16 protein-coding genes are annotated in these 24,712 nt (G+C 70.2%); 13 read left to right on the top strand and 3 right to left on the bottom strand.

Annotated elements, in window-relative coordinates; translation table 11 throughout:
• The first annotated feature begins 70 nt into the window (after window positions 1–70).
• From ACWD4G_RS12325 to ACWD4G_RS12315, 3 genes are all read left to right on the top strand, one after another.
• Window positions 71–4,063, top strand: coding sequence for a glycoside hydrolase family 2 TIM barrel-domain containing protein (locus ACWD4G_RS12325; protein WP_451292612.1), 3,993 nt, complete (start codon window positions 71–73; stop codon window positions 4,061–4,063).
• A gap of 276 nt (window positions 4,064–4,339) precedes the next feature.
• Window positions 4,340–6,376 carry a ricin-type beta-trefoil lectin domain protein gene (locus ACWD4G_RS12320; RefSeq protein WP_451292611.1) on the top strand — a complete coding sequence of 679 codons (2,037 nt, stop codon included), beginning with the start codon at window positions 4,340–4,342 and terminating at the stop codon, window positions 6,374–6,376.
• A complete protein-coding gene (locus tag ACWD4G_RS12315) occupies window positions 6,373–7,782 on the top strand; it encodes a glycoside hydrolase family 43 protein (protein WP_451292610.1) in 1,410 nt (469 codons plus the stop codon). The genes ACWD4G_RS12320 and ACWD4G_RS12315 overlap by 4 nt, the downstream gene beginning before the upstream one ends.
• Window positions 7,783–8,090: 308 nt before the next feature.
• Here the strand turns inward: ACWD4G_RS12315 and ACWD4G_RS12310 are convergent, their stop codons facing one another.
• Window positions 8,091–8,549, bottom strand: coding sequence for a hypothetical protein (locus tag ACWD4G_RS12310; protein ID WP_451292609.1), 459 nt, complete (start codon window positions 8,547–8,549; stop codon window positions 8,091–8,093).
• A gap of 90 nt (window positions 8,550–8,639) precedes the next feature.
• On the opposite strand from ACWD4G_RS12310, the gene ACWD4G_RS12305 reads away from it, so the two are divergent.
• A complete protein-coding gene (locus ACWD4G_RS12305) occupies window positions 8,640–9,143 on the top strand; it encodes an NUDIX hydrolase (RefSeq protein ID WP_451292608.1) in 504 nt (167 codons plus the stop codon).
• A 117-nt stretch (window positions 9,144–9,260) separates the two neighbouring features.
• Here the strand turns inward: ACWD4G_RS12305 and ACWD4G_RS12300 are convergent, their stop codons facing one another.
• Window positions 9,261–10,226 (bottom strand): hypothetical protein, encoded by a 966-nt coding sequence (locus tag ACWD4G_RS12300; RefSeq protein WP_451292607.1) that lies wholly within the window; start codon window positions 10,224–10,226, stop codon window positions 9,261–9,263.
• 490 nt (window positions 10,227–10,716) lie between these two features.
• On the opposite strand from ACWD4G_RS12300, the gene ACWD4G_RS12295 reads away from it, so the two are divergent.
• From ACWD4G_RS12295 to ACWD4G_RS12285, 3 genes are all read left to right on the top strand, one after another.
• Complete coding sequence (locus ACWD4G_RS12295; RefSeq protein ID WP_451292606.1) at window positions 10,717–11,685, top strand: ATP-binding protein; 969 nt, start codon at window positions 10,717–10,719, stop codon at window positions 11,683–11,685.
• A gap of 41 nt (window positions 11,686–11,726) precedes the next feature.
• Window positions 11,727–12,119: an SCO5389 family protein gene (locus ACWD4G_RS12290; RefSeq protein ID WP_451292605.1), complete on the top strand. Its 393-nt coding sequence runs from the start codon at window positions 11,727–11,729 to the stop codon at window positions 12,117–12,119.
• A gap of 414 nt (window positions 12,120–12,533) precedes the next feature.
• Entirely contained in the window at window positions 12,534–15,095 is a 2,562-nt protein-coding gene (locus ACWD4G_RS12285; RefSeq protein ID WP_451292604.1) for a SpoIIE family protein phosphatase, read from the top strand.
• A gap of 30 nt (window positions 15,096–15,125) precedes the next feature.
• Here ACWD4G_RS12285 and ACWD4G_RS12280 read toward each other — a convergent pair whose 3' ends face one another.
• Complete coding sequence (locus ACWD4G_RS12280; protein ID WP_451292603.1) at window positions 15,126–15,890, bottom strand: helix-turn-helix domain-containing protein; 765 nt, start codon at window positions 15,888–15,890, stop codon at window positions 15,126–15,128.
• Between the two features lie 258 nt (window positions 15,891–16,148).
• Between ACWD4G_RS12280 and ACWD4G_RS12275 the strand changes: the two genes are divergently transcribed.
• From ACWD4G_RS12275 to ACWD4G_RS12250, 6 genes are all read left to right on the top strand, one after another.
• Complete coding sequence (locus ACWD4G_RS12275) at window positions 16,149–16,820, top strand: DUF4097 family beta strand repeat-containing protein (protein ID WP_451292602.1); 672 nt, start codon at window positions 16,149–16,151, stop codon at window positions 16,818–16,820.
• 80 nt (window positions 16,821–16,900) lie between these two features.
• Window positions 16,901–17,890, top strand: coding sequence for an ATP-binding cassette domain-containing protein (locus ACWD4G_RS12270; RefSeq protein ID WP_451292601.1), 990 nt, complete (start codon window positions 16,901–16,903; stop codon window positions 17,888–17,890).
• Window positions 17,887–18,714 carry an ABC transporter permease gene (locus tag ACWD4G_RS12265; protein WP_451292600.1) on the top strand — a complete coding sequence of 276 codons (828 nt, stop codon included), beginning with the start codon at window positions 17,887–17,889 and terminating at the stop codon, window positions 18,712–18,714. Before ACWD4G_RS12270 ends, ACWD4G_RS12265 begins: the two co-directional genes overlap by 4 nt.
• A gap of 131 nt (window positions 18,715–18,845) precedes the next feature.
• On the top strand, window positions 18,846–21,200 hold the full coding sequence (locus ACWD4G_RS12260; RefSeq protein WP_451292599.1) for an SdrD B-like domain-containing protein: 2,355 nt from the start codon (window positions 18,846–18,848) through the stop codon (window positions 21,198–21,200).
• Between the two features lie 450 nt (window positions 21,201–21,650).
• Entirely contained in the window at window positions 21,651–22,235 is a 585-nt protein-coding gene (locus tag ACWD4G_RS12255; protein WP_451292598.1) for an AAA family ATPase, read from the top strand.
• A gap of 345 nt (window positions 22,236–22,580) precedes the next feature.
• On the top strand, window positions 22,581–24,695 hold the full coding sequence (locus ACWD4G_RS12250; RefSeq protein WP_451292597.1) for a serine/threonine-protein kinase: 2,115 nt from the start codon (window positions 22,581–22,583) through the stop codon (window positions 24,693–24,695).
• Window positions 24,696–24,712: the final 17 nt, after the last annotated feature.

Here is a 24,712-nt window from a genome sequence, read left to right as displayed (position 1 = left end):
ATCGGACAGCTTCCGACGCTCCCTCTGTACGCGCACCCGCCCCCGTCGTCCCGAGGAAGGCCCCGGTTCCATGCCCCACCCCCAGCCCCAGCCGCAGGCGCAGCCGCACCAGGCCCCGGCCCCCCGCCCCACCCCCGTCAGCCGCCGCCGGCTCCTGGAGGGCGGCGCCGCCCTCCTCGGCGCCCTGGCCCTCCCCGGCGGTGACGCGTACGCGGCCCCCCGCACCTCGACGGCGACGGCGACGGCGGCAGCCGCAGGCACCCCCGAGTGGAACGGCGACATCGCCCTCTTCCGGGTCGGCACCGAACCGCCCCACACCACCCTCATGCCGTACGCCGACGTCAGACAGGCGCTCAAGGCCGACCGCACCGACTCCCCGTACCGCCTGAGCCTCGACGGCCAGTGGAAGTTCGCCTACGCGGACCGCCCCGACGACCGCGACCCCGACTTCTACGGCACGGACGTCGACGACAGCGACTGGGACACCATCCCGGTCCCCGCCAACTGGCAGCTGCACGGCTACGACTTCCCGATCTACGTCAACATCACCTACCCCTGGTGGGGCCCGAACGGGAAGAACGGGACGGGCGAGGACGTCCAGCCGCCCAACGCCCCGACCGCCTACAACCCCGTCGGCCAGTACCGCCGTACCTTCACCGTCCCCCGCGACTGGTCCGGCCGCCGCACCTTCCTCCACTTCGAGGGCGTCAAGTCCGCGCACTACGTATGGGTCAACGGGGAACTCGTCGGCTACTCCGAGGACTCGTACACCCCCGCCGAGTACGACATCACCGCGCACCTCAGGCCGGGCCGCACCAACCACCTCGCCGTCGAGGTGTACCGCTACTCCGACGGCGACTGGCTGGAGGACCAGGACATGATCCGGCTGAGCGGAATCTTCCGCTCGGTCTACCTGTACTCCACCCCCACCGTCCACCTCCGCGACTTCAAGCTGGACACCCCGCTCGGCGACGACTACACGACCGCCGAGCTGTCCGTCACCGCGAGCGTGCGCGGGTACGGCGAGGATGCCGGTGACGGCTCGTACTCCGTCGAGACCCAGCTCTACGACGACCGGGGGCACCCGGTCTGGTCCCGCCCCCTCCACCAGCCGGTCACCATCACCGCCCCCGGCGAGGACGTGACCGTACAGGCGAGCAGGGCCGTGCCCTCCCCGGCCCTCTGGTCCGCCGAGCACCCGTACCTCTACACCGCCGTCCTCCAGCTGCGCGACCCGCGCGGCAAGGTCGTCGAGACGCTCTCCCACCGCGTCGGCCTCCGCGAATTCGCCCTCAAGGAAGGGGAGGGGGGCGCGCTCATGCGGATCAACGGGCAGCCCATCTCCCTCCGGGGCACCAACCGCCACGAGATGCACCCGGACCGGGGCATGGCCCTCACCCGCGCGGACCTGGTGAAGGACATCGGGATCATCAAGCGGATGAACATGAACACCGTCCGCACCTCCCACTACCCCAACAACCCGCTCTGGTACGAACTGGCGGACGAGTACGGCCTCTATCTCGTCGACGAGACGAACCTCGAAACCCACGGCATCCGCGACCGCTTCCCCGGCAACAACGCCGACTGGTCCACCGCCTGTGTCGCCCGCGCCCAGAACATGGTCCACCGCGACAAGAACCACGCCTCGGTCGTCATCTGGTCCCTCGGCAACGAGGCCGGCGGCGGCAGCACCTTCGTCAACATGCGGGACTGGATCAAGTCGTACGACACGACCCGCGTCGTCCAGTACGAGGGCGACGACCGGCCGACGATCAGCGATATCCGCTCGGAGATGTACGACAGTCCGTCGCGGGTCGAGCAGCGGGCGAAGGACACCGCCGACACCCGGCCGTATGTGATGATCGAGTACTCGCACTCCATGGGGAACTCGACCGGGAACTTCACGAAGTACTGGGATCTCATACGGCGTTACGACGTCCTGCAGGGCGGCTGGATCTGGGACTTCGCCGACCAGTCGGTGAGCACCCCGACCCCGACGCGGAAGCTGTTCACCGAGTCCGGTCCGAACGCGCTGCGCGGTGAACTCGTCAACCCCGCGGGCACCTTCACCCGCGACAAGGGCGTCACCTACGCGACCGTCTTCGCCCGCGACGCCTCCCTCGACCTCACCGGCTCACTCACCCTCGAAGCGTGGGTCACCCCGCACCACACCGGCTTCCACCAGCCGATCCTCGCCAAGGGCGACACCCAGTACGCGCTGAAGCAGACCAACAAGAGCGTCGAGTTCTTCATCTACGGCGGTGGGCAGTGGATCTCGGCCAGTTGGGCCGTCCCGGCCGACGGCTGGACCGGCGCCGAGCACCACATCGCCGGTGTCTTCGACGCCGGCTCCGGCACCCTCACCCTCTACGTCGACGGCGAGGCCAGGGCCACCCGGACGACCACCCGCCGCCCCTCCGTCAACACCGCCCCGCTCGCCCTCGGTACGGACACCGACAACCCGACCCGCGAGTTCAGCGGAACGATACGCCGGGCGCGGGTGTACGCCCGCGCCCTCACCGCCGCCGAACTGGCCTCCGACGACGGCCGTAAGGCATCCGACGACGGTGTCCGCTTCTGGTTCGACTCGGCCACCGTCGGCTTCGAGGAGCGCAAACCCCGTAAGCCGTACGACAAGACCTTCTTCGCGTACGGCGGCGACTGGGGCGACCACCCCAACGACGGGGCCTTCGTCGCCGACGGCATCGTCCTCGCCGACCGGGGCCACACCGGGAAGGCCGCCGAGGTCAAGCGGATCTACCAGGCGATCAACGTCACGGCCGGGTCGGGGGCCGCCCCCGGCGCGATCACCCTCACCAACGAATACCTCTTCACCAACCTCCGTGAGTTCGACGGGAGTTGGGAGCTGGTGGCGGACGGCGAGGTGGTCCGCCGGGGCAGGCTCACCCGAGCCCAGCTCGACGTGCCCCCGCTGTCCTCCAAGGACATCACGGTCCCCCTCCGGCTGCCCGCCTCCCCGGACGCCGAGTACTTCCTGCGCCTCTCCTTCACCACCAAGGAACGCACCCCGTGGGCGAAGGCCGGCTTCGAGATCGCCCGGCAGCAGCTCCCCCTGGACATCGGCGGCCCGGCGGTGACCCCCGTCCCGCTGACGAGCGTGCCGCCGCTGTCGTACGAGGACGGCGAGGAGGAGGTCACCGTCAGGGGTGAGGGCGGCGAGGGCACGGACGGCTTCTCGGTCACCGTGGACAAGAAGACCGGCACCCTCACGTCGTACGAGGTCGACGGCACGCGTCTGGTCGACTCCGGCCCGGTGCCGAACTTCTGGCGGGCCCCCACCGACAACGACAACGGCAACGGCCAGCACATCCGCAACCAGACATGGCGGGACGCGGGCGCGCGCCGGAGCGTGACGGGCGTGGAGGTACGGGCGTCGGACGACCGAGCCGTGATCATCACGGTCAAGGGCACGCTGCCGACGACCACGGAGTCGTCGTACACGACCATCTACACGGTCTTCGGCAACGGCGAGATCAAGGTCGACCAGACCCTCCACCCGGGCGCGGCCTCGCTGCCGTACATCCCGGAGGTCGGCGGCATGCTCTTCCTCCCCGGCCGTCTGGACCGCCTCCACTACTACGGCCGGGGCCCGGAGGAGAACCACTGGGACCGCAACGACGGCACGGATGTGGGTGTGTACTCGGGGACGGTCGCCGAGCAGTGGACCCCGTACATCCGCCCCCAGGAGAACGGCAACAAGACGGACGTCCGCTGGCTGGCGCTGACGGGCCGGAACGGCTCGGGCCTGCTGGTCTCCGCCGAGCCGGGCACCCTGTTGGAGTTCAACGCCTCGCACTTCACCCCCGAGGACCTCTCGGCCGGCGTCCGCCACGACTACCAACTCACTCCCCGCGACTCCGTCGTCCTCCGCGTCAACCACCGCCAGATGGGCATCGGCGGCGACAACAGCTGGGGCGCCCACACCCACGACGAGTACAAACTCTTCGCGAGCCGGGACTACGCGTACAGCTACCGGCTGCGGCCGCTGACGGACGTGGACGAGGCGATGCCGACTTCGCGGCGGCCCACGGCCACGGAGTAGAGGGCGCTGTTCTCAGGCGACGGCTCCAGGCGACCGTTTCGGGCGACGGTTCCAGGCGACGGCCTCTCCTCACTGCGAGGCGGGGCCGTCGCCGCGTACCGATCCTGCCCACGGCGCCGAGCCCGCCCAGGGGTTCGGCGTCGTGGCGCTGCCAGAAACCACCTCTGTCACATCCGTTGACTTCCGCCCCGCGCGGCTCTAGTTTCGGCCCGCCGATACGTTCGGTGAGCCGATCCTTGTTCGAGATATCGACCCCCGGATATCCGTAGGAGCCGCATGTCCCCCACTTCCCCACCCAGGTCGCCGAGCCTCAGAGGCCGTTGCACATCGGCGGCCGTACGGGCCCTGGCGCTGGCCACCGCCGCGACCGCCGCCCTCCTCTTCGCCCAGCCGGGCCAGGGCCAGGCCGGTCAGGACCCGAGCCGGGCCCAGGGCGCCGAGTCCGCCCTCGCCGACGCCTCCCCCGTCGCCGTGACCGACCGTCAAATCCCCGTCACCGAGGCCCCCATGGGCTGGGCCTCCTGGAACGCGTTCGCGGCCGTCGTGAACTACGAGGTCATCAAGGAGCAGGTCGACGCGTTCGTCGCGGCGGGCCTGCCGGAGGCCGGGTACGAGTACATCAACATCGACGAGGGCTGGTGGCAGGGCACTCGCGACAGCGCGGGCAACATCACGGTCGACGAGGCCGAGTGGCCGGGCGGTATGCAGGCCATCGCCGACTACATCCACAGCAAGGGGCTCAAGGCCGGGATCTACACGGACGCCGGGAAGGACGGCTGCGGCTACTACTTCCCGACCGGCCGGCCCGCCGCGCCCGGCAGTGGCAGTGAGGGCCACTACGAGCAGGACATGACCCAGTTCTCCCGGTGGGGCTTCGACTACGTGAAGGTCGACTGGTGCGGCGGCGACGCCGAGGGCCTCGACCCGAAGACGACGTACCAGGCGATCAGCGACGCCGTGACCGCCGCCACCGAGACCACCGGCCGCCCGCTCAGCCTCTCGATCTGCAACTGGGGCTACTCCAACCCCTGGAACTGGGCCCCCGGCATGGGCCGCATCTGGCGGACCAACACCGACATCTACTTCCACGGCGGCACCCCGTCGTACGCGAACGTCCTGACCGCCTTCGACCGCAACATCCACCCCACGGCCCAGCACACCGGCTCCTACAACGACCCCGACATGATGGTCGTCGGCATGAACGGCCTCACCGCCGCCCAGAGCCGCTCCCACCTGAACCTGTGGGCCATCTCCGGCGCCCCGCTCCTCGCCGGTCTCGACCTCACCACGATGACCGCCGAGACCCGGACCACCCTCACCAACCCCGAGGTCATCGCGGTCGACCAGGACCCGCGCGGCCTCCAGGGCGTCAAGGTCGCCGAGGACACCAGGGGCCTGCAGGTCTACGGCAAGGTCCTCTCCGGCAGCGGCAACCGCGCGGTCGTCCTGCTCAACCGCACCTCCACCACCCAGAACATGACCGTCCGCTGGTCCGACCTCGGTCTGACCAACGCCTCCGCGACCGTCCGTGACCTGTGGGCCCGCCAGAACGTGGCCACCACCGGCACGAGTTACACCACCAGCGTCCCGGCGGGCAGCTCGGTGATCCTCACGGTCACCGGCGGCACCGAGCAGTCGGCGAGTACCTACAACGGCACGGCGAGCTTCTCCGGTGTGGTCGCCGGCTCGACCGGTCTGAAGACGGTCGACGTCTCCTACACCAACAACACCTCCGCGCCCGTCGTCGGCACCCTCACCGTCAACGGCAGCCAGAACCCCACCAAGGTCACCTTCCCGCCGACCGGTTCGACCCCCGGCAACATCTCCGTCAACGTCTCGCTGAGCGCGGGCAGCGCCAACACCGTCTCCTTCTCCGGCGCCCCCACCCTCGAAGGCATCGTCGTACGCCCGCTGCCCGGCAAGAACGGCACCCTGATCAAGGGCACCGGGTCCGGCCGCTGCGCCGACATCAACGACAACACCATCACCAACGGCACCGACGCCCAGCTGTGGGACTGCAACGGCGGCCAGAACCAGGCGTGGCAGTACGACAGCACCCGCAAGGAGCTGGTGGTCTACGGCAACAAGTGCCTGGACGCCTGGGACGCCGGCACCAGCAACGGCACCCGCGTCGTCATCTGGGACTGCCACGGCGGCACCAACCAGCAGTGGAACGTGGGCGCCGACGGCACCTTCACCAACGTCAACGCCGGGCTCTGCCTCGACGCGTACGGGGCCGCCACCGCCAACGGCACCAAGCTCGTCCTGTGGTCCTGCAACGGCCAGAACAACCAGAAGTGGAGCCAGATATGAGACACGAGAACCTCCCCTCCGCCGAGGGCCGCGGCCTCTCCCGTCGGCTCTTCCTGGGCGCCGCCGCCACCGCCCCGCTCGCCGCGACCGGCGTACTGACCCTCGGCGCGGGCACCGCCCACGCGGCCGACTCGGCGTACGCGATGGTCTACTTCACCGAGTCCAACACCATGCTGGAGGCGAACTACAACCTCCACCTCGCCGTCAGCCAGGACGGTCTGATCTGGACCCCGCTGAACCAGAACAACCCCGTCGCCACCCCCACCCTCGGCGCGGGCGGCCTGCGCGACCCGTTCGTGATGCGCAAGCAGGACGGCACGTTCGTCGTCATCGCGACCGACCTCAGCGGCACCGACTGGACCCGCACCAGCGTCAACATCCATGTCTGGGACTCCGCCGACCTGCGCACCTTCACCGGCTACCGCCTGCTGAAGCTGCACGACATGACGACCACGCACAGCTGGGCCCCCGAGGCCTACTGGGACGCCTCACGCGGCCAGTACGGCATCCTCTACTCCTCGGTGAACAGCAGCGGCCACAACGTCATCATGGTCAGCTACACGACCGACTTCGTCACGACGACCGACCCGCAGGTCTTCTTCGACCCCGGCTACGACGTCATCGACGGCAACCTCACCATGGGTGTGAACGGCGTCAACTACCTCTACTACAAGCGGAACGGCACCCTGGTCGGCGCCCGCTCGACGACTCTCACCCCGGGCAGCTTCACCCCGTTCAGTACGGCGGCATCCCACGGCGGCACCGAGGCGCCGACGGTGGTCAAGTCCCTGACGTCGAACACCTGGTACCTCTGGGGCGACACCTACACCCCCAACGGCGTCTTCTACGTCTGGCAGACGAACGACCTCGCCGCCGGCACCTGGACGGCCCTCGACCAGAAGCTCTACACCCAGCCGCTCAACTCCAAGCACTGCGGCATCCACCCGATCACCTCGACCGAGTACAGCAACCTGATCGCCAAGTGGGGCACCCCCGCCTGGAACCGCCTCAAGTCGTACAACTACCCGGCCCGTTACGTCCGCCACAGCGGTTTCGTGGGCCGGATCGACGAGTACCCCTTCGACCCGTACCCCGACTCCCAGTGGAAGCTGGTCCCGGGCCTCGCGGACTCCTCGGCGGTCTCCTTCCAGTCGGTCAACTACCCGACCCGCTACCTCCGTCACTACAGCTACGAGCTGCGTCTCGACGTGAACGACGGCACGTCGACGTTCGCCGCCGACGCGACCTTCGTCCGCACGGCCGGCCTCGCGGACTCCACCTGGTCCTCCTTCCGCTCGTACAACAACGCGACCCGCTACATCCGCCACAGCGGCTTCGCGCTCCGCATCGACCCCATCTCGACGGCGACGGAGCGCGCGGACGCGACGTTCCAGGTGGGCTACTGACGAAAGCCGACCCCAGCGCGGTGGCCCGGAGCATCCCGCTCCGGGCCACCGCCCGTTCTCCCGTTCTTCCGTTCTCCCAGTCTCCGCAGGCGAGTTGGTGGATCACCGAAGATCCCTTATAGTTGATCACGAGCCGCTCACCGGAAAACAACTCCGAGAAGCACTCAATGCGTTGGTGGTCCAAGGAAAGACGCCCCGCTTCCTGCGGGGAAATGCAGGTGCAAGGCCTGCCCGGCGCTCCACTTCGAACCCCACTCCGCTGCCTGCGGAGTGGGGTTCGCGCGTTGTGCGGCCCTGCAGCCTACGGGCTACGAGTTGTAGACGCTGACGTCCTGGAGCTCGCCGCCGACCTTCTCCTTCATCGGGGTGATGACGTCCTCCTTGCCGGAGATGGCCCAGCGGGGGCCGACGAGGTACTTGCCGCCGTAGATGGCGGCGGTCTCCAGCCAGGTCAGCTTCAGCTCCTCCTCGGGGAAGGTGGTGATGAGGTAGTCACCGGCCGCCGTGTGGCAGACGCCCTCCCTCAACTCCTCCGCCTCGGTCCGGATCTTGACCTCGCAGCCGGTGAGTCGGGCCAGCACCTCGACCTTGGCCGGCGCCACGACCGCCGCCACCGGACTGGACTCGTCCTCCTCCACCTTGTCCACGGCCTTGTCACCACCACCGCCGCACCCCGCCAGCACAGGCAGAACAGCCACCACCACAGCCAGCGCGGCACCGCGCGTCAGCTCCTTGCTCAACACGTCCGGTTCTCCGTTCGCGCTCACCTACCGAGTGCACTCGGGGAGGGGTACGTGCGGGAGTCATGGATTGCTCACCGATGAACGGGCGGCAGATCTCGTCGTACGGTCAACGGCATGACGACGGAGGATGCGAAGGGCCCCAGGCCCCGGGTGCAGTTGGTCATGGGCGTCGTCCGCCAAGGCGACGAGATTCTGCTGGTGCGGGAGAGTCTCGGCGCCGATGGTGAGATGCTCTGGTCGCTGCCCGGCGGCGGCGTCGAGGACGGCGAGCTCATGCACGAAGCGCTCCGGCGCGAGCTGCGGGAGGAGACCGGGCTGCTGGTGGGCGATCCGGTGCGGACCGCGTTCCTCATGCACATCGATTCCGAGCGGCACCCTTCGGCGTTGGCTGCCGCCTTCGAGATCGACGAGTGGTCGGGGGACATCGCGCCACAGGACGACGACATCGAACAGGCCGCCTTCTTCCCCCTGCCCGACGCTCTGAAGCTCCTCGGCGAGCTGGACAGCGCGACTCAGCGGGAGCCCATCGTCGGCTATCTGACCGGGGCCATCGCACCCGGGACCATCTGGCTGTACCGCAACCGGGGTGAGGAGGAGACGCTCGTCGCCCGCTGGTGACAGGACGACCGAGCCGAGCTTGCTCAGGACGGCGGGGAAAGCGGGGGAAAAGGGCGGGGCCCCGGAGATTCGCGCTCTCCGAGGCCCCGCCCCTGGCACACCACGAGTCGGGCGGTGTCAGGCGTCCGTGCGGCCTGTGCTTCTGCGGCGGGTCACGATGAAGATCGCGCCGCCCGCCGCCAGGAGGCCCGCCGCGCCGAGGGCCAGCGGGATGGCGTTGCCGCCGCCGGTTTCGGCGAGGTCACCGCCGCCGCCGTTGGGCTTGGGGTCGGTCGGGGTCGAGTCGGAGGGGGTGGGGTCCGGGGTGGGGTCCGCCGGGGTTTCCTCGTCGGCCGGGGGCTGTTCGTCGGCGGGCGGGTTCTCCTCGGTCGGCGGGTTCTCCTCCGCCGGGGGCTGCTCCTCGGCGGGCGGCTGCTCCTCCGCCGGGGGCTGCTCCTCCGCCGGGGGGTTCTCCTCGGCCGGCGGCTGCTCCTCGGTCGTGCAGTCCTTCGTGCCGCCGTTCCACGCCGCGATCAGCTTGTCCTTGATGACGGGGCGGTCCGGGCCCTTGGGCACATCGCCGTGCTCGAAGCCGTCGTCGGCGTCGAGCTTGCCGTCGAACTTGACCTTGCCCCGGTAGAGGTCGATCTGCGCGTAGCAGCCCGCGTCCGGCACCGCGATGTCGAGGGAGTCCGTGGCGCCCGGCCGCACCGTGACCGTGTCGAAGTCGACGAAGACCTGCTCGCCGGAGGTGGCGAACGTCGGGCCGTGGGCCAGGTAGGACGCCAGCGAGACCGTGCAGGTCGTGGCGTCGGAGGCGGCCCGCACCTCGATGTGGGCCTTGCCGTCCTCACCGGGCTTGAGGTTCGTCTCGTCGAGCTTGACCCAGTCGGCGAACTTCACGCCGTCGAGGGAGAACTCGCAGCGGTCGGTCTCGGTGGCCGTGCCCGCGCCCTGGCCCGGGGCGTAGCTCTTCTTGCCCCAGCCGTCACCGCCGGGCGTACCGGTGGCGAAGGCCGGACCGGAAACGGCCGCGCTCAACGCAAGAGCGGCGACGCCCGTCCCCAGCAGGCGGCGCATGGTGACACGTCTCGCTATGGACATGCAGATCCCATCCTCGAACCGAAGTTCAAAGCCGTACGAGACCCGGGGCGCGGGGCGGGGCAGGGCGAAGCTGCCGGGCTCGCGCCGGGGGTGTGAGTGGTCGTGGACACCGGGCTCACTGGTCGAATGAGCCACAGCGTGCGCACATCGTTTACCACCGGGTATGGGCTGTCAACCTCGGGAAACGCCCGTTCACTTCGGGGTTCGACGGCCCGAACGGCAAGGGAGGGCACACAAGAAGGGCACAGGATGTGCACATATCGGGCACATGTGGAATGGAGGATTCCACCAGTCACTCCCGGCGCCCATTCAGACCCTCCGGGCACCTCGGCGGATGCCCCGTAGCCCGGTAAAGACTTGACCAAGTCGACCGACTCGCGACGGTCGCAAAGGAGTTGGAGCGGGCTGATTTGACAAGACCCACCCCGCTCTCGACCCTCTACGTCATGACATCCATTTTCATTAGTGATATGGGATGGGGTGAACGCCCGTGCGCGTAGCCTTCGTCGGCAAGGGCGGCAGCGGTAAGACGACCCTGTCCGCGCTCTTCGCCCGGCATCTCGCCCGCTCCGGCGCCCCGCTCGTCGCGATCGACGGCGACATCAACCAGCATCTCGCCCACGCCCTCGGCCAGGACGAGGAGGATGTCTTCGGCGCGCCGCCGCTCAGCTCGCGCACCGGTGACATCAAGGACCATCTGCGGGGCGACAACCCCCGGATCGTCTCCCGCGAGGCCATGGTCAAGACGACCCCGCCCGGCCGGGGTTCACGTCTCCTCCGCCTGCTCGGTGACGACGACATCCACACCACCCACGTACGACGTGTCGGCGACGTCCCCCTCATGGTCACCGGCGCCTTCGACGAGAGCGACCTCGGCGTGGCCTGCTACCACTCCAAGCTCGGCGCGGTGGAGCTCTACCTCAACCATCTCGTCGACGGGCCCGGCGAGTACGTCGTCGTCGATATGACGGCGGGGGCGGATGCCTTCGCGTCCGGGCTGTTCACGCGGTTCGACATGACCTTCCTCGTGGTCGAGCCGACCCGGAAGAGCGTGTCCGTGTACCGGCAGTACCGGGAGCACGCCGCCGAGTTCGGTATCCCGATCGCCGTCGTCGGCAACAAGGTCACCGGCGAGGACGACCTCCTCTTCCTCAAGGAGCACGTCGGCGACGATCTGATCACGCACTGTGTGCAGTCGTCGTACGTACGGGCACAGGAACAGGGCCGTGAGCAGGGCGAGTTGGAGTCGCACAACCTGCACGCGCTGCGGCAGCTCAAGGACGCCGTCGACGCCCGTACGAAGGACTGGGCCGCGTTCCAGCGCCATGCCGTCGAGTTCCACCTCCGCAACGCCGAAGCCTGGGCCAACGCCGCCACCGGCCATGACCTCGCCGGCCAGGTCGACCCCGAATTCCGCCATGGGCCTCAGGCCCTGGCCGCCACCGGCTCACCCGCCTGACCACCGCATTTCCCGTACCACAGCACAGAACAGGAACATCCATGTCGCTCGACGTCTCCCCGCAGTTGCTCGCCGATGCCGAGAAGGGCGAGATACGGGAGGAGGAGTTCGTGGAGACGGTGCGTACGTCGCTGCCGTACGCCTATGAACTGATCGCCTCCCTCGTCGGTGAACTGCGGGGCGGCAGCGCCGAGTTCGCCGACAACCAGACGCCGCCGCCGTCGGAGAAGGAACGGGGGCAGCTGCTGCGGGCGCTGTCCAGCGACGCGATCCGGGGCAGCCTGGAGCGGCACTTCGGGGTCGCCCTCGCCTTCCAGAACTGCCACCGGGTGGCGGTCTTCCCACAGGAGGCGCGCGGCGGTGAGACGTACACCCGGTTCACCTCCCTGCGCGCGCAGATCCTCAACCAGTCCCCGGAGTTCCGCGACTGCTGACGGCCGACGGGCTCCGGGCCCGTGCCTCCGAGTTCCCGCACCGCCCGCCTCCTCCGCATCCCCTCCCGCGGAGGAGGCGGGCGTGTCCGCAGGGGTGGGGCTCAGGGGGGCGTACAGGGGCGCGTTACCGGCGTACGGCCGCGTGGGGGAAGGGGTGGGCGCCTCTGTTCATGCGGTGCCGGGGGTTGCCCGGGGGCGTCTTCGGGGTCCTCCCGGCGTCCGTCTTCGTCCGTTCATGCCCGTTCCGGCCCGATCCCGGAGGGGGTGTCGCGGCGCCGGGTGCCTCTCCGGGTCGGCGGCCCGCGCCCGGCGGCGGGTTCTCGGGCCGCTCGGGCCGTCACAAGTTGGCCTGCCTGCGATCACACAAGGTGAATAATGGGGCCAGAGGGCGTCTCAGCGACAGAGAGGGTCGCCGTGGGGACGAACGAGAACAGCGGTGTCAGTGATGTCAGTGATGTCATCGACGTCAGTGGCGTCACCCGTCAGCGGTTCGACGTGGCCGATGCCGCGCCGCTGCTCATCGACGCGAACGGGACCGTGACGAGCTGGACCCGTGACGCCGAGCGGCTGTTCGGATACCCGGCGGGCGAGATCCTGGGCCGCGATGTCCGTACGCTGCTCATCACCGAAGACGCCGAGCGGATCGCCCGTCTGGCCGACTCCCACCGCGCCCTCGGCGGCTGGTCCGGCATCCTCACCGCCCGCCACCACGACGGCCACCGGCTGAGGGTCATGGTCCGGCTGGTGGCCATGCGCGAACCAGGCGGGCCGACGGCACCACCGGCCACGGCCCGGCCGATGGGCACGAGCGGCACCCGCGCCCCGACCACCACCCCCACCCCAACCGGCCCCACCGCCCCCTCCCACTGGGTCGCCCTCGTCTCCGACGCCACCGAAGCCCCCGGCTGGAACATGAGCCGGCCGGTGCTGGAGGGGCTCACCGCTCGGGCGCCGATCGGGATCGCCATCGTGGACACCGAGCTGCGGTTCGTGTGGTCGAACGCGGCGCTGGAGCGGTTCGGGGGCGGACGGGCGTACGAGAGGGTGGGGCTGCGGCTGGGCGAGGTGCAGCCGGGGCTGGACGCGGACCGCATCGAGGCGCAGATGCGGAAGGTACTGGCGACGGGCGAACCGGTGCTCGATTACGAGCATGTGGGGCGGGTGCGCGCGGCCCCGTACCGCGAGATCGCCCACTCGATGTCGTTCACCCGGCTGGAGGACGAACAGGGGCTCCCCATCGGCGTGTACTACACGGTGATGGATGTGTCGGAGCGGCATCGCGCCCGCTCCCGGCTCGCCCTTCTCGACCGGGCCGGTGAACAGATCGGCCGCACCCTCGACGTACGGCGCACCGCGCGGGAGCTGGCCGACGTCGTCGTCCCGGCCCTCGCCGACTTCGTGACCGTCGACCTGCTGGACTCGGTGCTGCGCGGCGCCGAACCGGACCCGCTCGGCGAACCGGACCCGGGCGACGGGACGCTGCGGCTGAGGCGCTGCGCGCACCAGTCCGCCCGGGAGGGGGTGCCGGAGGCGGTGCTGGAGATCGGCGGCATCGCCTCGTACGAGGCCGGTTCGCCCCCGGTGCGGGTGCTGCTGAGCGGGCGGTCGTGGTCGGAGCCGCTGCTGAGCCCGGACTCGGACGAGTGCGCCACGGCGGTGCCGGGCGGGCAGGCGCTGTCGGACTCGGCGCTCGGGCTGCACAGCATGATGATCGTGCCGATCCGGGCGCGGGGGATCACGCTCGGCATCGCCAAGTTCTTCCGGCGCGACCGGCAGGACCCGTTCGACGAGGTCGACATGGGTCTGGCGGAGGAGCTGGTGGGCCGGGCCGCCGTGTGCGTGGACAACGCCCGCCGCTACACGCGGGAGCGCGACGCCGCCCTCGTGCTGCAGCGCAGCCTGCTGCCGCGCCGGCTGCCGGAGCAGGAGGCAGCCGAGGTCGCCGTCCGCTACCGTCCCGCCGATGAACTGACCGGCCTCGGCGGCGACTGGTACGACGTCATCCCGCTCTCCGGCGCCCGGGTCGCCCTGGTCGTCGGCGAGGTCGCGGGCCACGGCATCGACGGCGCCGCCGCGATGGGCAGCCTCCGTACGGCCGTACGCACCCTCGCCGATCTCGATCTGCCGCCGGACGAGGTGCTCGCCCATCTCGACGACATGGTCGCCAAGTCGGCGCGGCAGGAGGGGGACGGTGCGGGCGGGGGCGGCGTGCAGACGGTCGGCGCGCGCTGTCTGTACGTGGTGCACGACCCCGTGTCGGGCGCGTGCGCCATGGCGGCGGCGGGCCGTTTCACCCCGGCGCTGGTGGCCCCCGACTCCACGGTGACCTGCCCCGAGCTGCCCGAGGGACCGGCGCTGGGCGTCGACGGCCGGCCCTTCGAGTCCCTCGAACTGACGCTTCCGGCGGGCACGTTGATCGCGCTCCACACGGACGGACTCCCCGCGGAGTCCTCCCCCGAGACCCTGCGCCGGGCCCTCGCCCATCCCGAGCCCTCCCTCGAACGCCGGGCCCAGCGGGTCCTGGACGCCCTCGCCCCGGCCCGCCCCACCGACGACGTCGCCCTCCTCCTCGCCCGCACCCGGCGGCTGCCCGCCCACCGGGTCGCCTCCTGGGACCTGCCGGCGGACCCGGCGCTTGTCGCTCAGGCCCGTAAGACGACCGCGCGGCAACTGGGCGTCTGGGGGCTGGAGGACCTCGCCTTCACCACCGAGCTGATCGTCAGCGAACTCGTCACCAACGCCATCCGGCACGCCGCCGGGCCCATCCAGCTCCGGCTCATCCTCGAACGCACCCTGATCTGCGAGGTCTTCGACGGCGGCCCCACCGCGCCCCATCTGCGCCACCCGCGCACGACGGACGAGGGCGGCCGGGGCCTCTTCCTCATCTCCCAGTTCACCCAGCGCTGGGGCACGCGGTTCCTGCCGGAGGGCAAGGTGATCTGGGCGGAGCAGTCGCTGGAGGGGCCGCTGGGGTGAGGCGGCCGTTCGTTGACGGCGGCGTGTTGTTCAGTCGTCCTGGCTCGGCTGCCCGGTGGTGTGGGCGGCCGGGGGCGTCCCGGGGCCGGACTTGGTGTGGAGGACTTCACGGGCCTGTTCGGCGGCGCGGGCCATGCTCTCGCAGATGAAGTCGACGAAGCGGGCGATGTTCTCCAGGCGGATGCCGGCCGGGGTGCCCGGACCGAGGAGGCCGACGCCCTGCCGTGTGATCTCGGCGAGTTCGGCGAGGGACCGGACGCTGGCGAGCGTGGACTGGTACATGACGTCGTCGTCGACGATGTAGCGCTCACGGCGGCGTTCGTCGCGTTCCCGGCGGATGAGGCCCTGGCTGTCGAGGAACGCTATCGCCTTGGAGACGGACGCCGGGCTGATCTGAAGACGCCGGGCGAGTTCGGACGCGGTGAGGCTGCCTCCGTCGGTGGTGTAGAGGCAGGCCAGCACCCGGGCGGTCATCTTGGGCAGGCCCGACTGCATGAAGACGGTGGTGAACCTCTCCTCGTACTCCCGTACGGCCGCGCTGTCGCGACCGTGGGTCTGCGGGGGTGTCCGGTGATCGCGGGGGGCGGTCTGCTTGCGGCGGTGGGCGCGCTGTTCGGTGGCGCGGTGGGCGAGGTCGGCGCGGTAGGCGACGGGGCCGCCGTTGCGCATGACCTCGCGGGTGACGGTCGAGGTCGGGCGGTCCAGGCGTCTGGCGATCTCCGCGTAGGCGAGGCCGTCGGCCAGCCCCAGCGCGATCTGCTGACGTTCCTGCTGAGTGAGCCTGCCTCCCGGCATCGCGGTGTCCTTTCGGCGGCGTGGTGCGTGGTGTGTCCGCACGCACCATAGCGTTCATTCCCTATTCATTGCAACGCGCCTGAGGGGGTGTTGTTGCGTTAGCCACAGACCAGTTGCAACGATTTTACGGCTTCCACCTGCACTAATAACATTCCTTCGCAACACATGCGTTGCCAGATCCATGAACGCAACGTAGCTTTTCCATCGTTGGAAACGACGGGCCACAAGGGGCCCGCCAACGGACGAAGGAAAAAAGCCATGCAGAAGTTCGACACCCCCGCCCAGATCACCGCCGTCGTCGAGATCCCCGCCGGGCGCCTCCAGTTCATCGCCGCCGACCGGGCCGACACCACCGTCGAGGTCCGGCCCGCCGACGCCGGCAAGAGCCGCGATGTGAAGGCCGCCGAGGAGATCGAGATCTCCTGCGCCGACGGAGTCCTGCGCATCCAGACCCCCGCGCCGAAGAACCGGCTGCTCGGCAACTCCGGCTCCGTCGAGGTGACCGTCCAGCTGCCGGCCGGCTCCAGCGTCGAGGCGAAGACCGGCGCCGCCGAACTCCGGGGCGTGGGGCGCCTCGGCGATGTCACCTTCACCGGCGGCTACCGCACGGTCAAGCTCGACGAGGCCGCGAGCGCCCGTCTCACCGCCCACGACGGCGATGTCTCGATCGGCCGTCTGAGCGGCCCCGCCGACATCAGCACCCAGCGGGGCGACATCCGGATCACCGAGGCCCAGCGCGGCACGGTGACCCTGCGCACCCAGCAGGGCGATATCTCGGTCGTCGCCGCCGCCGGGGTCTCCGCCACCCTCGACGCCGGCACCTCCCACGGCCGGATCAGCAACGCGCTCAGGAACACCGAGGGCGCCACCGCCGAGCTGAACATCAGCGCGACCACCTCTCAGGGCGACATCGACGCCCGCAGCCTCTGAGTACAGGGCCTCTGAGTACAGGGCCAGTGAATCCGCAGCCGGTGAATCCGCAGCAGCACACATCCAAGGGGTTACCTGACATGACCGACCTGGCCATCGCGGCGCACGGGCTGCGCAAGTCCTACGGCGACAAGACCGTCCTCGACGGCGTCGACCTGGCCGTACCGCAGGGGACGATCTTCTCCCTGCTCGGCCCGAACGGCGCCGGCAAGACCACCGCCGTCAAGATCCTCTCCACGCTCATCTCCCCCGATCCCGGCAGCGGCTCGATCCACGTCGGCGGTCACGACCTCGCCACCGACGCACACGCCGTACGCGGCGCGATCGGGGTCACCGGGCAGTTCTCCGCCGTGGACGGGCTGATCACCGGTGAGGAGAACATGCTCCTGATGGCGGACCTGCACCACCTCTCGCGGGGCGAGGGCCGGCGGGTGGCGGCCGAACTGCTGGAGCGCTTCGACCTCACGGAGGCGGCCAAGAAGCCCGCCTCCACCTACTCCGGCGGTATGAAGCGCCGCCTCGACATCGCCATGACCCTGGTCGGCGACCCGAGGATCATCTTCCTCGACGAGCCCACCACCGGCCTCGACCCCCGCTCCCGGCACAACATGTGGCAGACCATCCGCGAGCTGGTCACGGGTGGTGTCACCGTCTTCCTCACCACCCAGTACCTGGAGGAGGCCGACGAACTCGCCGACCGCATCGCGGTGTTGAACAACGGCGGGATCGCGGCCGAGGGCACCGCCGAGGAGCTGAAGCGGATCGTCCCCGGCGGACACGTACGACTCCGCTTCACCGACCCGGCCGCGTACCGGAGCGCCGCCTCCACCCTGGGCGGCGCCTCCCGGGACGACGAGGCCCTCGCCCTGCACCTGCCGAGCGACGGCAGCCAGCGCGAACTGCGCGCGGTCCTCGACCGGTTGGACACGGCCGGCATCGAGGCCGACGAACTGACCGTGCACACCCCGGACCTGGACGACGTGTTCTTCGCCCTGACCGGCGACACCCACATCCCCCACCAGCCGAACCAGTCCACGCAGTCCAACCAGCCGAAGGAGAACGCCCGATGAGCACGAGTACGACCACCCTGGCTCCCGCCCGCCCGACCCGGTTCTCCCTCGCCGTACGCGACTCCACGACGATGCTGCGCCGCAACCTCCTGCACGCCCGGCGCTACCCGTCGCTCACCCTGAACCTGCTGCTCACGCCGATCATGCTGTTGCTGCTCTTCGTCTACATCTTCGGCGACACCATGAGCGCGGGCATGGGCGGCGGGGGCGCGGACCGCGCCGAGTACATCGCGTATCTCGTACCGGGCCTGCTGCTGATGACCATCGGCTCCACCACGATCGGCACGGCGGTCTCCGTCTCCAACGACATGACCGAGGGCATCATCGCCCGCTTCCGCACGATGGCGATCCATCGCGGGTCGGTGCTGGTCGGGCATGTCATCGGCAGCGTGCTGCAGTCGGTGATCAGCGTGGTCCTCGTCGGCGCCGTCGGTGTGGCGATCGGCTTCCGGTCCACGGACGCCACCGTCCTGGAGTGGCTGGCGGCGTTCGGGCTGCTGGTGCTGTTCGCGCTGGCACTCACCTGGATCGCGGTCGGCATGGGCCTGGTCAGCCCGAACGCCGAGGCCGCCAGCAACAACGCGATGCCGCTGATCTTCCTGCCGCTGATCTCCAGCGCCTTCGTCCCGGTCGACGCGATGCCGGGCTGGTTCCAGCCGATCGCCGAGTACCAGCCCTTCACCCCCGCCATCGAGACCCTGCGCGGCCTCCTCCTCGGCACCGAGATCGGCCACAACGGCTGGCTCGCCCTCGCCTGGTGCGTCGGCCTCGCGGCCCTGGGCTACTTCTGGTCGACGTCGAAGTTCAACGACGACCCCCGCTGATTCAGCTCACTCCCGTGCGCCATACACCCCGTACAGCCCTTATGCCCCGTTCGGCCTGATTAGCCGAGCGGGGCACTTCATATGTATGCAGCGAGGTTCGTCGGCCAGGCCGCGATCAGGAGATGAGGTACGTGGTGAAGCGAGCGACACCAGGGGGTGTGGGTCTGACGCTGGCGGTGGCGGTGGTGGCTGCGGCGGTGGGCGTGGGCTCGGTGGTTGAGGCGGTTCCGGTCGGTGTCGGCGTCCGCCCGGCACGAGAGGCCTCCGGCGACGGCACCGTCACCGTACGGGTCGTCAACGAGGTGGACGCCGACGGGGAGTACGACTATCCGCTGGAGTCGGGGCTGAGGGGCGTACGGGTCACGCTGACCGACGACCGGGGCACCGTACTGACCCGCACGACGAACTCCCACGGTGCCGCGCTGTTCGACCCGGCCGCGTCCCCGCTGCGGGGCGGCCGGTACCGCGTCCAGGTCCACAACCCCGACCCCGCCGGCCTCCAGCCCGCCGTCGCCGGCCTCGGCACCGGCACCGGCACCGGCACCGGCACCGGCACGACCGTCATCCGTGGCACCGTCGGCTTCGTCGACGTCTCCGGCGGCCGCAACACCACGTACACCACCGGCTTCTGGGAGCCGGACGTGTACTGCCAGGAGAACCCGGAGCTGGTCGGCTGCTCCCTCGCCAAGGGCAACGCGACCGGGCAGGCGGGGCTCGTGCGGTTCCGCGGCGACTTCACCGCCGGCACCGAGCCGACCCGGCTGACGTCCAACACCGAGCAGCAGGCGGTGTACGGCATCGGCGTCGACCGTACGGGCAACACCTACCTGGGCACCCTGGTCAAGCGGCACACCGCGTACGGTCCGCGCGGCGCGTACAACACCATCTACCGCTACAACGACGGCACGGACGCGGTCACCTCCTTCGTCACCCTGCCCGGCGCCCTGACCCCGCACGAACCGTCGAACGACTACCTCGACGACGACGCGATCTACCCCCGCGTCGGACGCGAGGGCCTGGGCGACATCGACGTCTCCGGCGACGGGCGGACGCTGTACGCGGTCAACCTCAACGACTCCAAGCTGTACCGGGTGCCGCTCAACGGTTCCGGCGACGCGGTCACCCCCGGCACCTGGTCCTCGTACGCCGTGCCGAGGCCGGACGGCTGCGAGGGGCAGTGGCATCCGTACGGCATCGGGGTGCGCGGCAGGCGGGTGCTCGTCGGCGGGGTGTGCGGAGCCGAGAACACGGTCGACCGGGTCCGCCCGTGGGGCGACCCGGCGAAGCTGAGCGCGCATGTGTTCGCCTTCAGGTCCGGGACGTTCACCGAGGTCTTCCGGCACCGGCTGGACCACCCGCGCGGTTGCGCGTACCAGCCGCAGCCCGTGACCTCCGGCTCCCCCTGCCGGACCGCGTCCTCCGTCGGCGGCACCCTGAGCGCCCGGTGGGAGGCGTGGAACGAGCGCGTCCCCTCGGTGTTCGAGCCCGGGGGCCGTGGTTTCGCCTCCGCCCCGCAGCCGATCCTGTCCAATCTCCAGATCGCCGACAACGGCGATCTGATCCTCGCCTACCGGGACCGTTTCGCCGACATGCAGGGCAACGCGACGTACGCGTACGGTTCCGTGGACCAGCCGAACCGTACGACGATGCGGGCGATCGCGGCCGGTGACGTGCTGCGCGCCTGCAAGCGTCATGGCGGGGGCTACGCCCTTGGCGCCAACGGGGGCTGCGGTTCGCTCGAAGGCTCCCTGCCGAACAACGGCCTCGGGCCGGGCGGCGGCGAGTTCTACGACGACCTCACGGTCATCAAGGACGGCGGCCGGCACCACCAGATCGCACAGGGCGCACCCGCCCTCCAGCCGTTCCGCAAGACGCTGTGGGGCACGGTCCACGACCCGATCGGCAGTCAGTCCTCCGCCCAGGGCGTACGCCGCTGGAACTCGGAAACCGGTTCGGTCCAGGGCAACATGAGCCTCCAGAAGACATCGCTCTCGTCAGCGTCCCTCTTCGGCAAGGCCAACGGCCTCGCCGATCTCGAACTGGTCTGCGACCAGGCGCCCGTGCAGATCGGCAGCCGCGTCTGGTTCGACACCGACGGCAACGGCGTCCAGGACCCGTCCGAGCCGCCGGTCAAGGGCGTGAAGGTGACCCTCGACCCGAAGCGGCCCCCCGGCCCGGACCTCGTCACCTACACGAACGCCGACGGCGAGTACGTCTTCGGCACGCCGGAACTGAAGCCGAACACCACGTACCGCGTGGCCTTCGACTTCTCGGGCGTCAACCTGAGACGCCTGCCGGGCCACCCGCCCACCCCGTCCTCCCTCACCTGGACGGTGCAGGACGCCGGCACCAACCGCACGATCAACTCCGACGTGAACACCCATGGCCGCACGACGATCTACGTCGGCGCCCCGGGCTACGTGAACCACACGCTCGACGCCGGCCTCCGATCGAAGCCGGTCAGCCGGCGGGGCGAGCCGGGGTAGATGAACGAGCCACAGCCCCCGGCCACCCTCGTCCCAAGCCTCAGCGCCCAACTCCCTTATCACCGGCGGTGTCTCGTCCCCGTCGAACACGAACACCCGCACGCTCTCCCGCCCCACCGCCACCCGCAACGCCGCCCCGCCCACCCCCTTGGCGTGCACACAGGCGTTCGTGAACCGGGTTCGACCAGAGCGCCGACATGGTCCGCCACGCCCGTGCCCATCCGACCCCCGACTGGCTTGGTCACCAAGGCAGGCTTCGTCATCGAACGCCTCGTGGAACACCGCCCCGCCCCGGCAATGGCCCAACACCACCCCGCGAATACACCAAACTGTCCCGCGATCCAGGATTCATCGCCTTCCTGCTCGCCAAGTACGCCGTGCCCCATCCATCCCCGTCCTGACGGGACGACGCCACGAACGGGAACCCATGCCGACCTGTGAGAACACGCGATGAGCACACCGACCCTGGTCGTCGTGAGCGGCGGTCCTGGAACGGGGAAGACCACGCTCGCCCACGAACTCGCCCGCGACCTCGGATGCCCCGCGATCATCCGCGACGAGATCAAACAGGGCATGGTCCTGTCCCACCCCGGCTACCAGAGCGGCGGCGACGACCCCCTCAACCACCCCACCCTCGACGCCTTCTTCGGCACGCTCAGGGTGCTGCTCAGGGCCGGAGTCACGCTCGTCGCCGAAGCGGCCTTCCAGGACCGGCTGTGGCGGCCGAACCTCAAGCCGTTCACCAGCCTGGCACGCCTCCGCGTCGTTCGCTGCACCACCCAGGCCGACGTCGCCCACGGCCGCATCGTCCAGCGTGCCAAGCAAGACGCGCACCGGGCCGCCCACGGCGACCAGGACCTGCTCGAAGCCATCGCTGCCGGGGAGCACTCCCTTGAGTCCTGGGTGCCGATCTCCCTGGACGTCCCCACCCTGACCGTGGACACCTCGGACGGCTACCAGCCGAGCCTTGAGAACATCGCGGCCTTCGCTCGCGCGTCCGTCCACGACGGTGCGGCACCCGCAGGCAAGACGTGAAGCTGACGGCGAGGCAACGAGGCGCATGACCGCGAGGCTTGGGACCCCGCGGCAGATCTCACTCGTCCGGGAACGGCTGATCGTCCCATGAGTTGGTGCGGCCGACTTGAATCACCGAGAGCGTGCGACGTCACTTGTCCCGCTCTTACCGCGAGGCCACCTTCGAGATCCATCCCCTCGACGCCCCTGCCATCGACCACCGTGCCCGGCCGCCTTCCGGCCATGTTCCGGACGCGTTCCAACTGTGTACCGGCCCCGTATCGGTCCCGCCTCGGCCCCGGCACTGGGCATCGCGCAAAAGCCCGGTACCAGCGCATACTTGTGACCGGACCATGTCATGGTGGGGTGGCGGTCCAGGGTCTGATGGGGGAGGGCGGGATGGCCGTGCGGGGGCAGGGGCCGGCTACTCAGGCGTTGCGTGACGGGGACCCTGCGCGGCTCGGGGTGTATCGGCTTCTCGGGCGGCTCGACGCGGGTGGTATGGGGCGGGTCTATCTGGGGATCACGGCGGAGGGGCGGCTCGTCGCCGTCAAGACGTTGCTCGCCGAGGGGACGGTCAGTGACGGTGACCGCAGGCGGTTCGCCCGTGAGGTCACGCTGGCGCAGCGGGTGAACGGTGCCTACACCGCCACCGTCCTACATGCCGACACCGAGGCCGAACAGCCCTGGATGGCCAGCGAGTACATCGCGGCTCCGCCGCTGTCCCAGCTCGTCGCCACGGCCGGGGTGCTGCCCGCCTCCTCGGTGCGCTGGATAGCCGCGGGCACCGCCGAGGCCCTGCTCGATCTGCACCGCGCGGGTGTCGTGCACCGCGACGTGAAGCCGCAGAACGTACTGCTCCCGCTGAGCGGCCCCCGCCTGATCGACTTCGGCATCTCGCACGCCTCCGACCTCACCCGGACCACCCTCACGCTCGGCACGATCGCCTTCACCTCGCCGGAACAGGCGCGGGGCGAGCCGTCCACGCCCGCGTCCGACGTGTACTCGCTGGGCGCCACCCTCTTCCATCTGGCCGTCGGGCGCCCGCCCTACGCCGAGGACGGCGACACCCTGCGGCTGCTCACCCGGGTGCAGCGCGGCGAACTCGACCTGGCGGGGCTGCCCCGCGAACTGGAGCCCGTGATCCGGCCGTGCCTGGCCGCCGACCCCTCGGGCCGCCCCGAACCGGCCCGTCTGCTGCGGGAGTTCACCGCCTCCGTCTCCGCCCTGCCCAGCGGCAGCGACGGACGTCGATGGCTGCCGCCGAAATGGGCCGCGCTCATCACGGAGTACGAGGAACACGGTCGCCGTCTGCGCGGGACCGCGACCACGACAGCGACAGCGACAGCGACCGGTGACAACCCGCCCGACGACTCCCTGACCGTCGATCAGCGCACCCGGGCCGTACCACCCCCGGCGCCGACCCGCGTCCTGCCCGAGGAACGGCAACGACGAGAACGGGAACAGCGAGAACAGCAGGAACAGCGAGAACAGCAGCGACGGGAACAAGAGCTGCGCGAGCAAGCGCGGCGGGCGCGGGAGCGGCGCGAGGAGGAGCGGGCCAAGCGCCAGCGCGCCCAGCGCAGAGCACAGGAGGAGCGGGCCTCCGCGTCCACCTCCACGTCCGCGCCCACCCCCGCGCCCCCGGCCGCCGGGCGGCCATCCGGCCGGAGGGCCGCACAGAACAACCCCGATCCCGTCCAACTCGCCCGCGAGGCCCGCGCGTTGATGGACCGCGATCGCGCCCGGGCCGCCGCCGGCCGCGCCTCCACGCCCACGCCCACCTCTACGACCACGCCCACACCGGTCACGGGCCAGCCCAAGAAGAAGTCCGGTTCCGGCTGGTTCGTCCTCCTCCTGGTGGCCTTCGTCGTCTTCATCTGGCGGCCCTGGGAGACGGACACCGGATCGACAGGCGGTACGACGAGCGGTACGTCGGGTGGGACCTCCGGGTCCACCTACGACACCTACGCCCCCTCCCCGACACCCGACCCGGAGTACCTCGCCTTCGACGCGGTGGCCACCGGGGACTGCCTCAGCTCCTACCAGGACGGGTACGGCTACTGGAGCGACCGCGTCCCCCAGCGGGTGGGCTGCGCCACGGCGGACGCGTATGTGAGGGTGACGTCGAAGTCGTATGACGCGGCGGCCTCCTGCCCCACCGGCGCCGGACGTTCCAGGCGTTACGAGAGCAGCTCCACCACGCCGGACTCCGTGACGCTCTGCCTGGAGCGCGTCTACCGCAAGGGCCAGTGCTTCCTGGCGGAGGCCGACGGCGACCAGCCGGGTCCCGCGGACCTGATGACCCAGTGGAACTGCAGCGCCGACAAGGTGCCCGCCGAGTACGGCTACATCATGCAGATCACCGCGTACTTCAAGGCCTCGTACGGCAGCGACCGCTGCCCCGCCGAGCAGGGCTACTCCTATTACTACTGGGAGGTGGACGGCGGAGAGAACCTGCTGTGCACCAAGATCGCCTGACCCGCGGCACACCTGGG

This window comes from Streptomyces sp. NPDC002643, assembly GCF_053592555.1.
Note: the sequence above shows the minus strand (reverse complement) of the source record. Positions and strands in the feature narration are given on the sequence as shown.

Bases quoted from the DNA above. Each gene is read 5' to 3' on its own strand.
- ACWD4G_RS12275 (WP_451292602.1), top strand. From the start codon at position 16,149: ATGCAGAAGTTCGACACCCCCGCCCAGATCACCGCCGTCGTCGAGATC.
- ACWD4G_RS12255 (WP_451292598.1), top strand. From the start codon at position 21,651: ATGAGCACACCGACCCTGGTCGTCGTGAGCGGCGGTCCTGGAACGGGG.
- ACWD4G_RS12290 (WP_451292605.1), top strand. From the start codon at position 11,727: ATGTCGCTCGACGTCTCCCCGCAGTTGCTCGCCGATGCCGAGAAGGGC.
- ACWD4G_RS12265 (WP_451292600.1), top strand. From the start codon at position 17,887: ATGAGCACGAGTACGACCACCCTGGCTCCCGCCCGCCCGACCCGGTTC.
- ACWD4G_RS12300 (WP_451292607.1), bottom strand. From the start codon at position 10,226: ATGTCCATAGCGAGACGTGTCACCATGCGCCGCCTGCTGGGGACGGGC.
- ACWD4G_RS12280 (WP_451292603.1), bottom strand. From the start codon at position 15,890: ATGCCGGGAGGCAGGCTCACTCAGCAGGAACGTCAGCAGATCGCGCTG.
- ACWD4G_RS12305 (WP_451292608.1), top strand. From the start codon at position 8,640: ATGACGACGGAGGATGCGAAGGGCCCCAGGCCCCGGGTGCAGTTGGTC.
- ACWD4G_RS12315 (WP_451292610.1), top strand. From the start codon at position 6,373: ATGAGACACGAGAACCTCCCCTCCGCCGAGGGCCGCGGCCTCTCCCGT.
- ACWD4G_RS12320 (WP_451292611.1), top strand. From the start codon at position 4,340: ATGTCCCCCACTTCCCCACCCAGGTCGCCGAGCCTCAGAGGCCGTTGC.
- ACWD4G_RS12270 (WP_451292601.1), top strand. From the start codon at position 16,901: ATGACCGACCTGGCCATCGCGGCGCACGGGCTGCGCAAGTCCTACGGC.
- ACWD4G_RS12325 (WP_451292612.1), top strand. From the start codon at position 71: ATGCCCCACCCCCAGCCCCAGCCGCAGGCGCAGCCGCACCAGGCCCCG.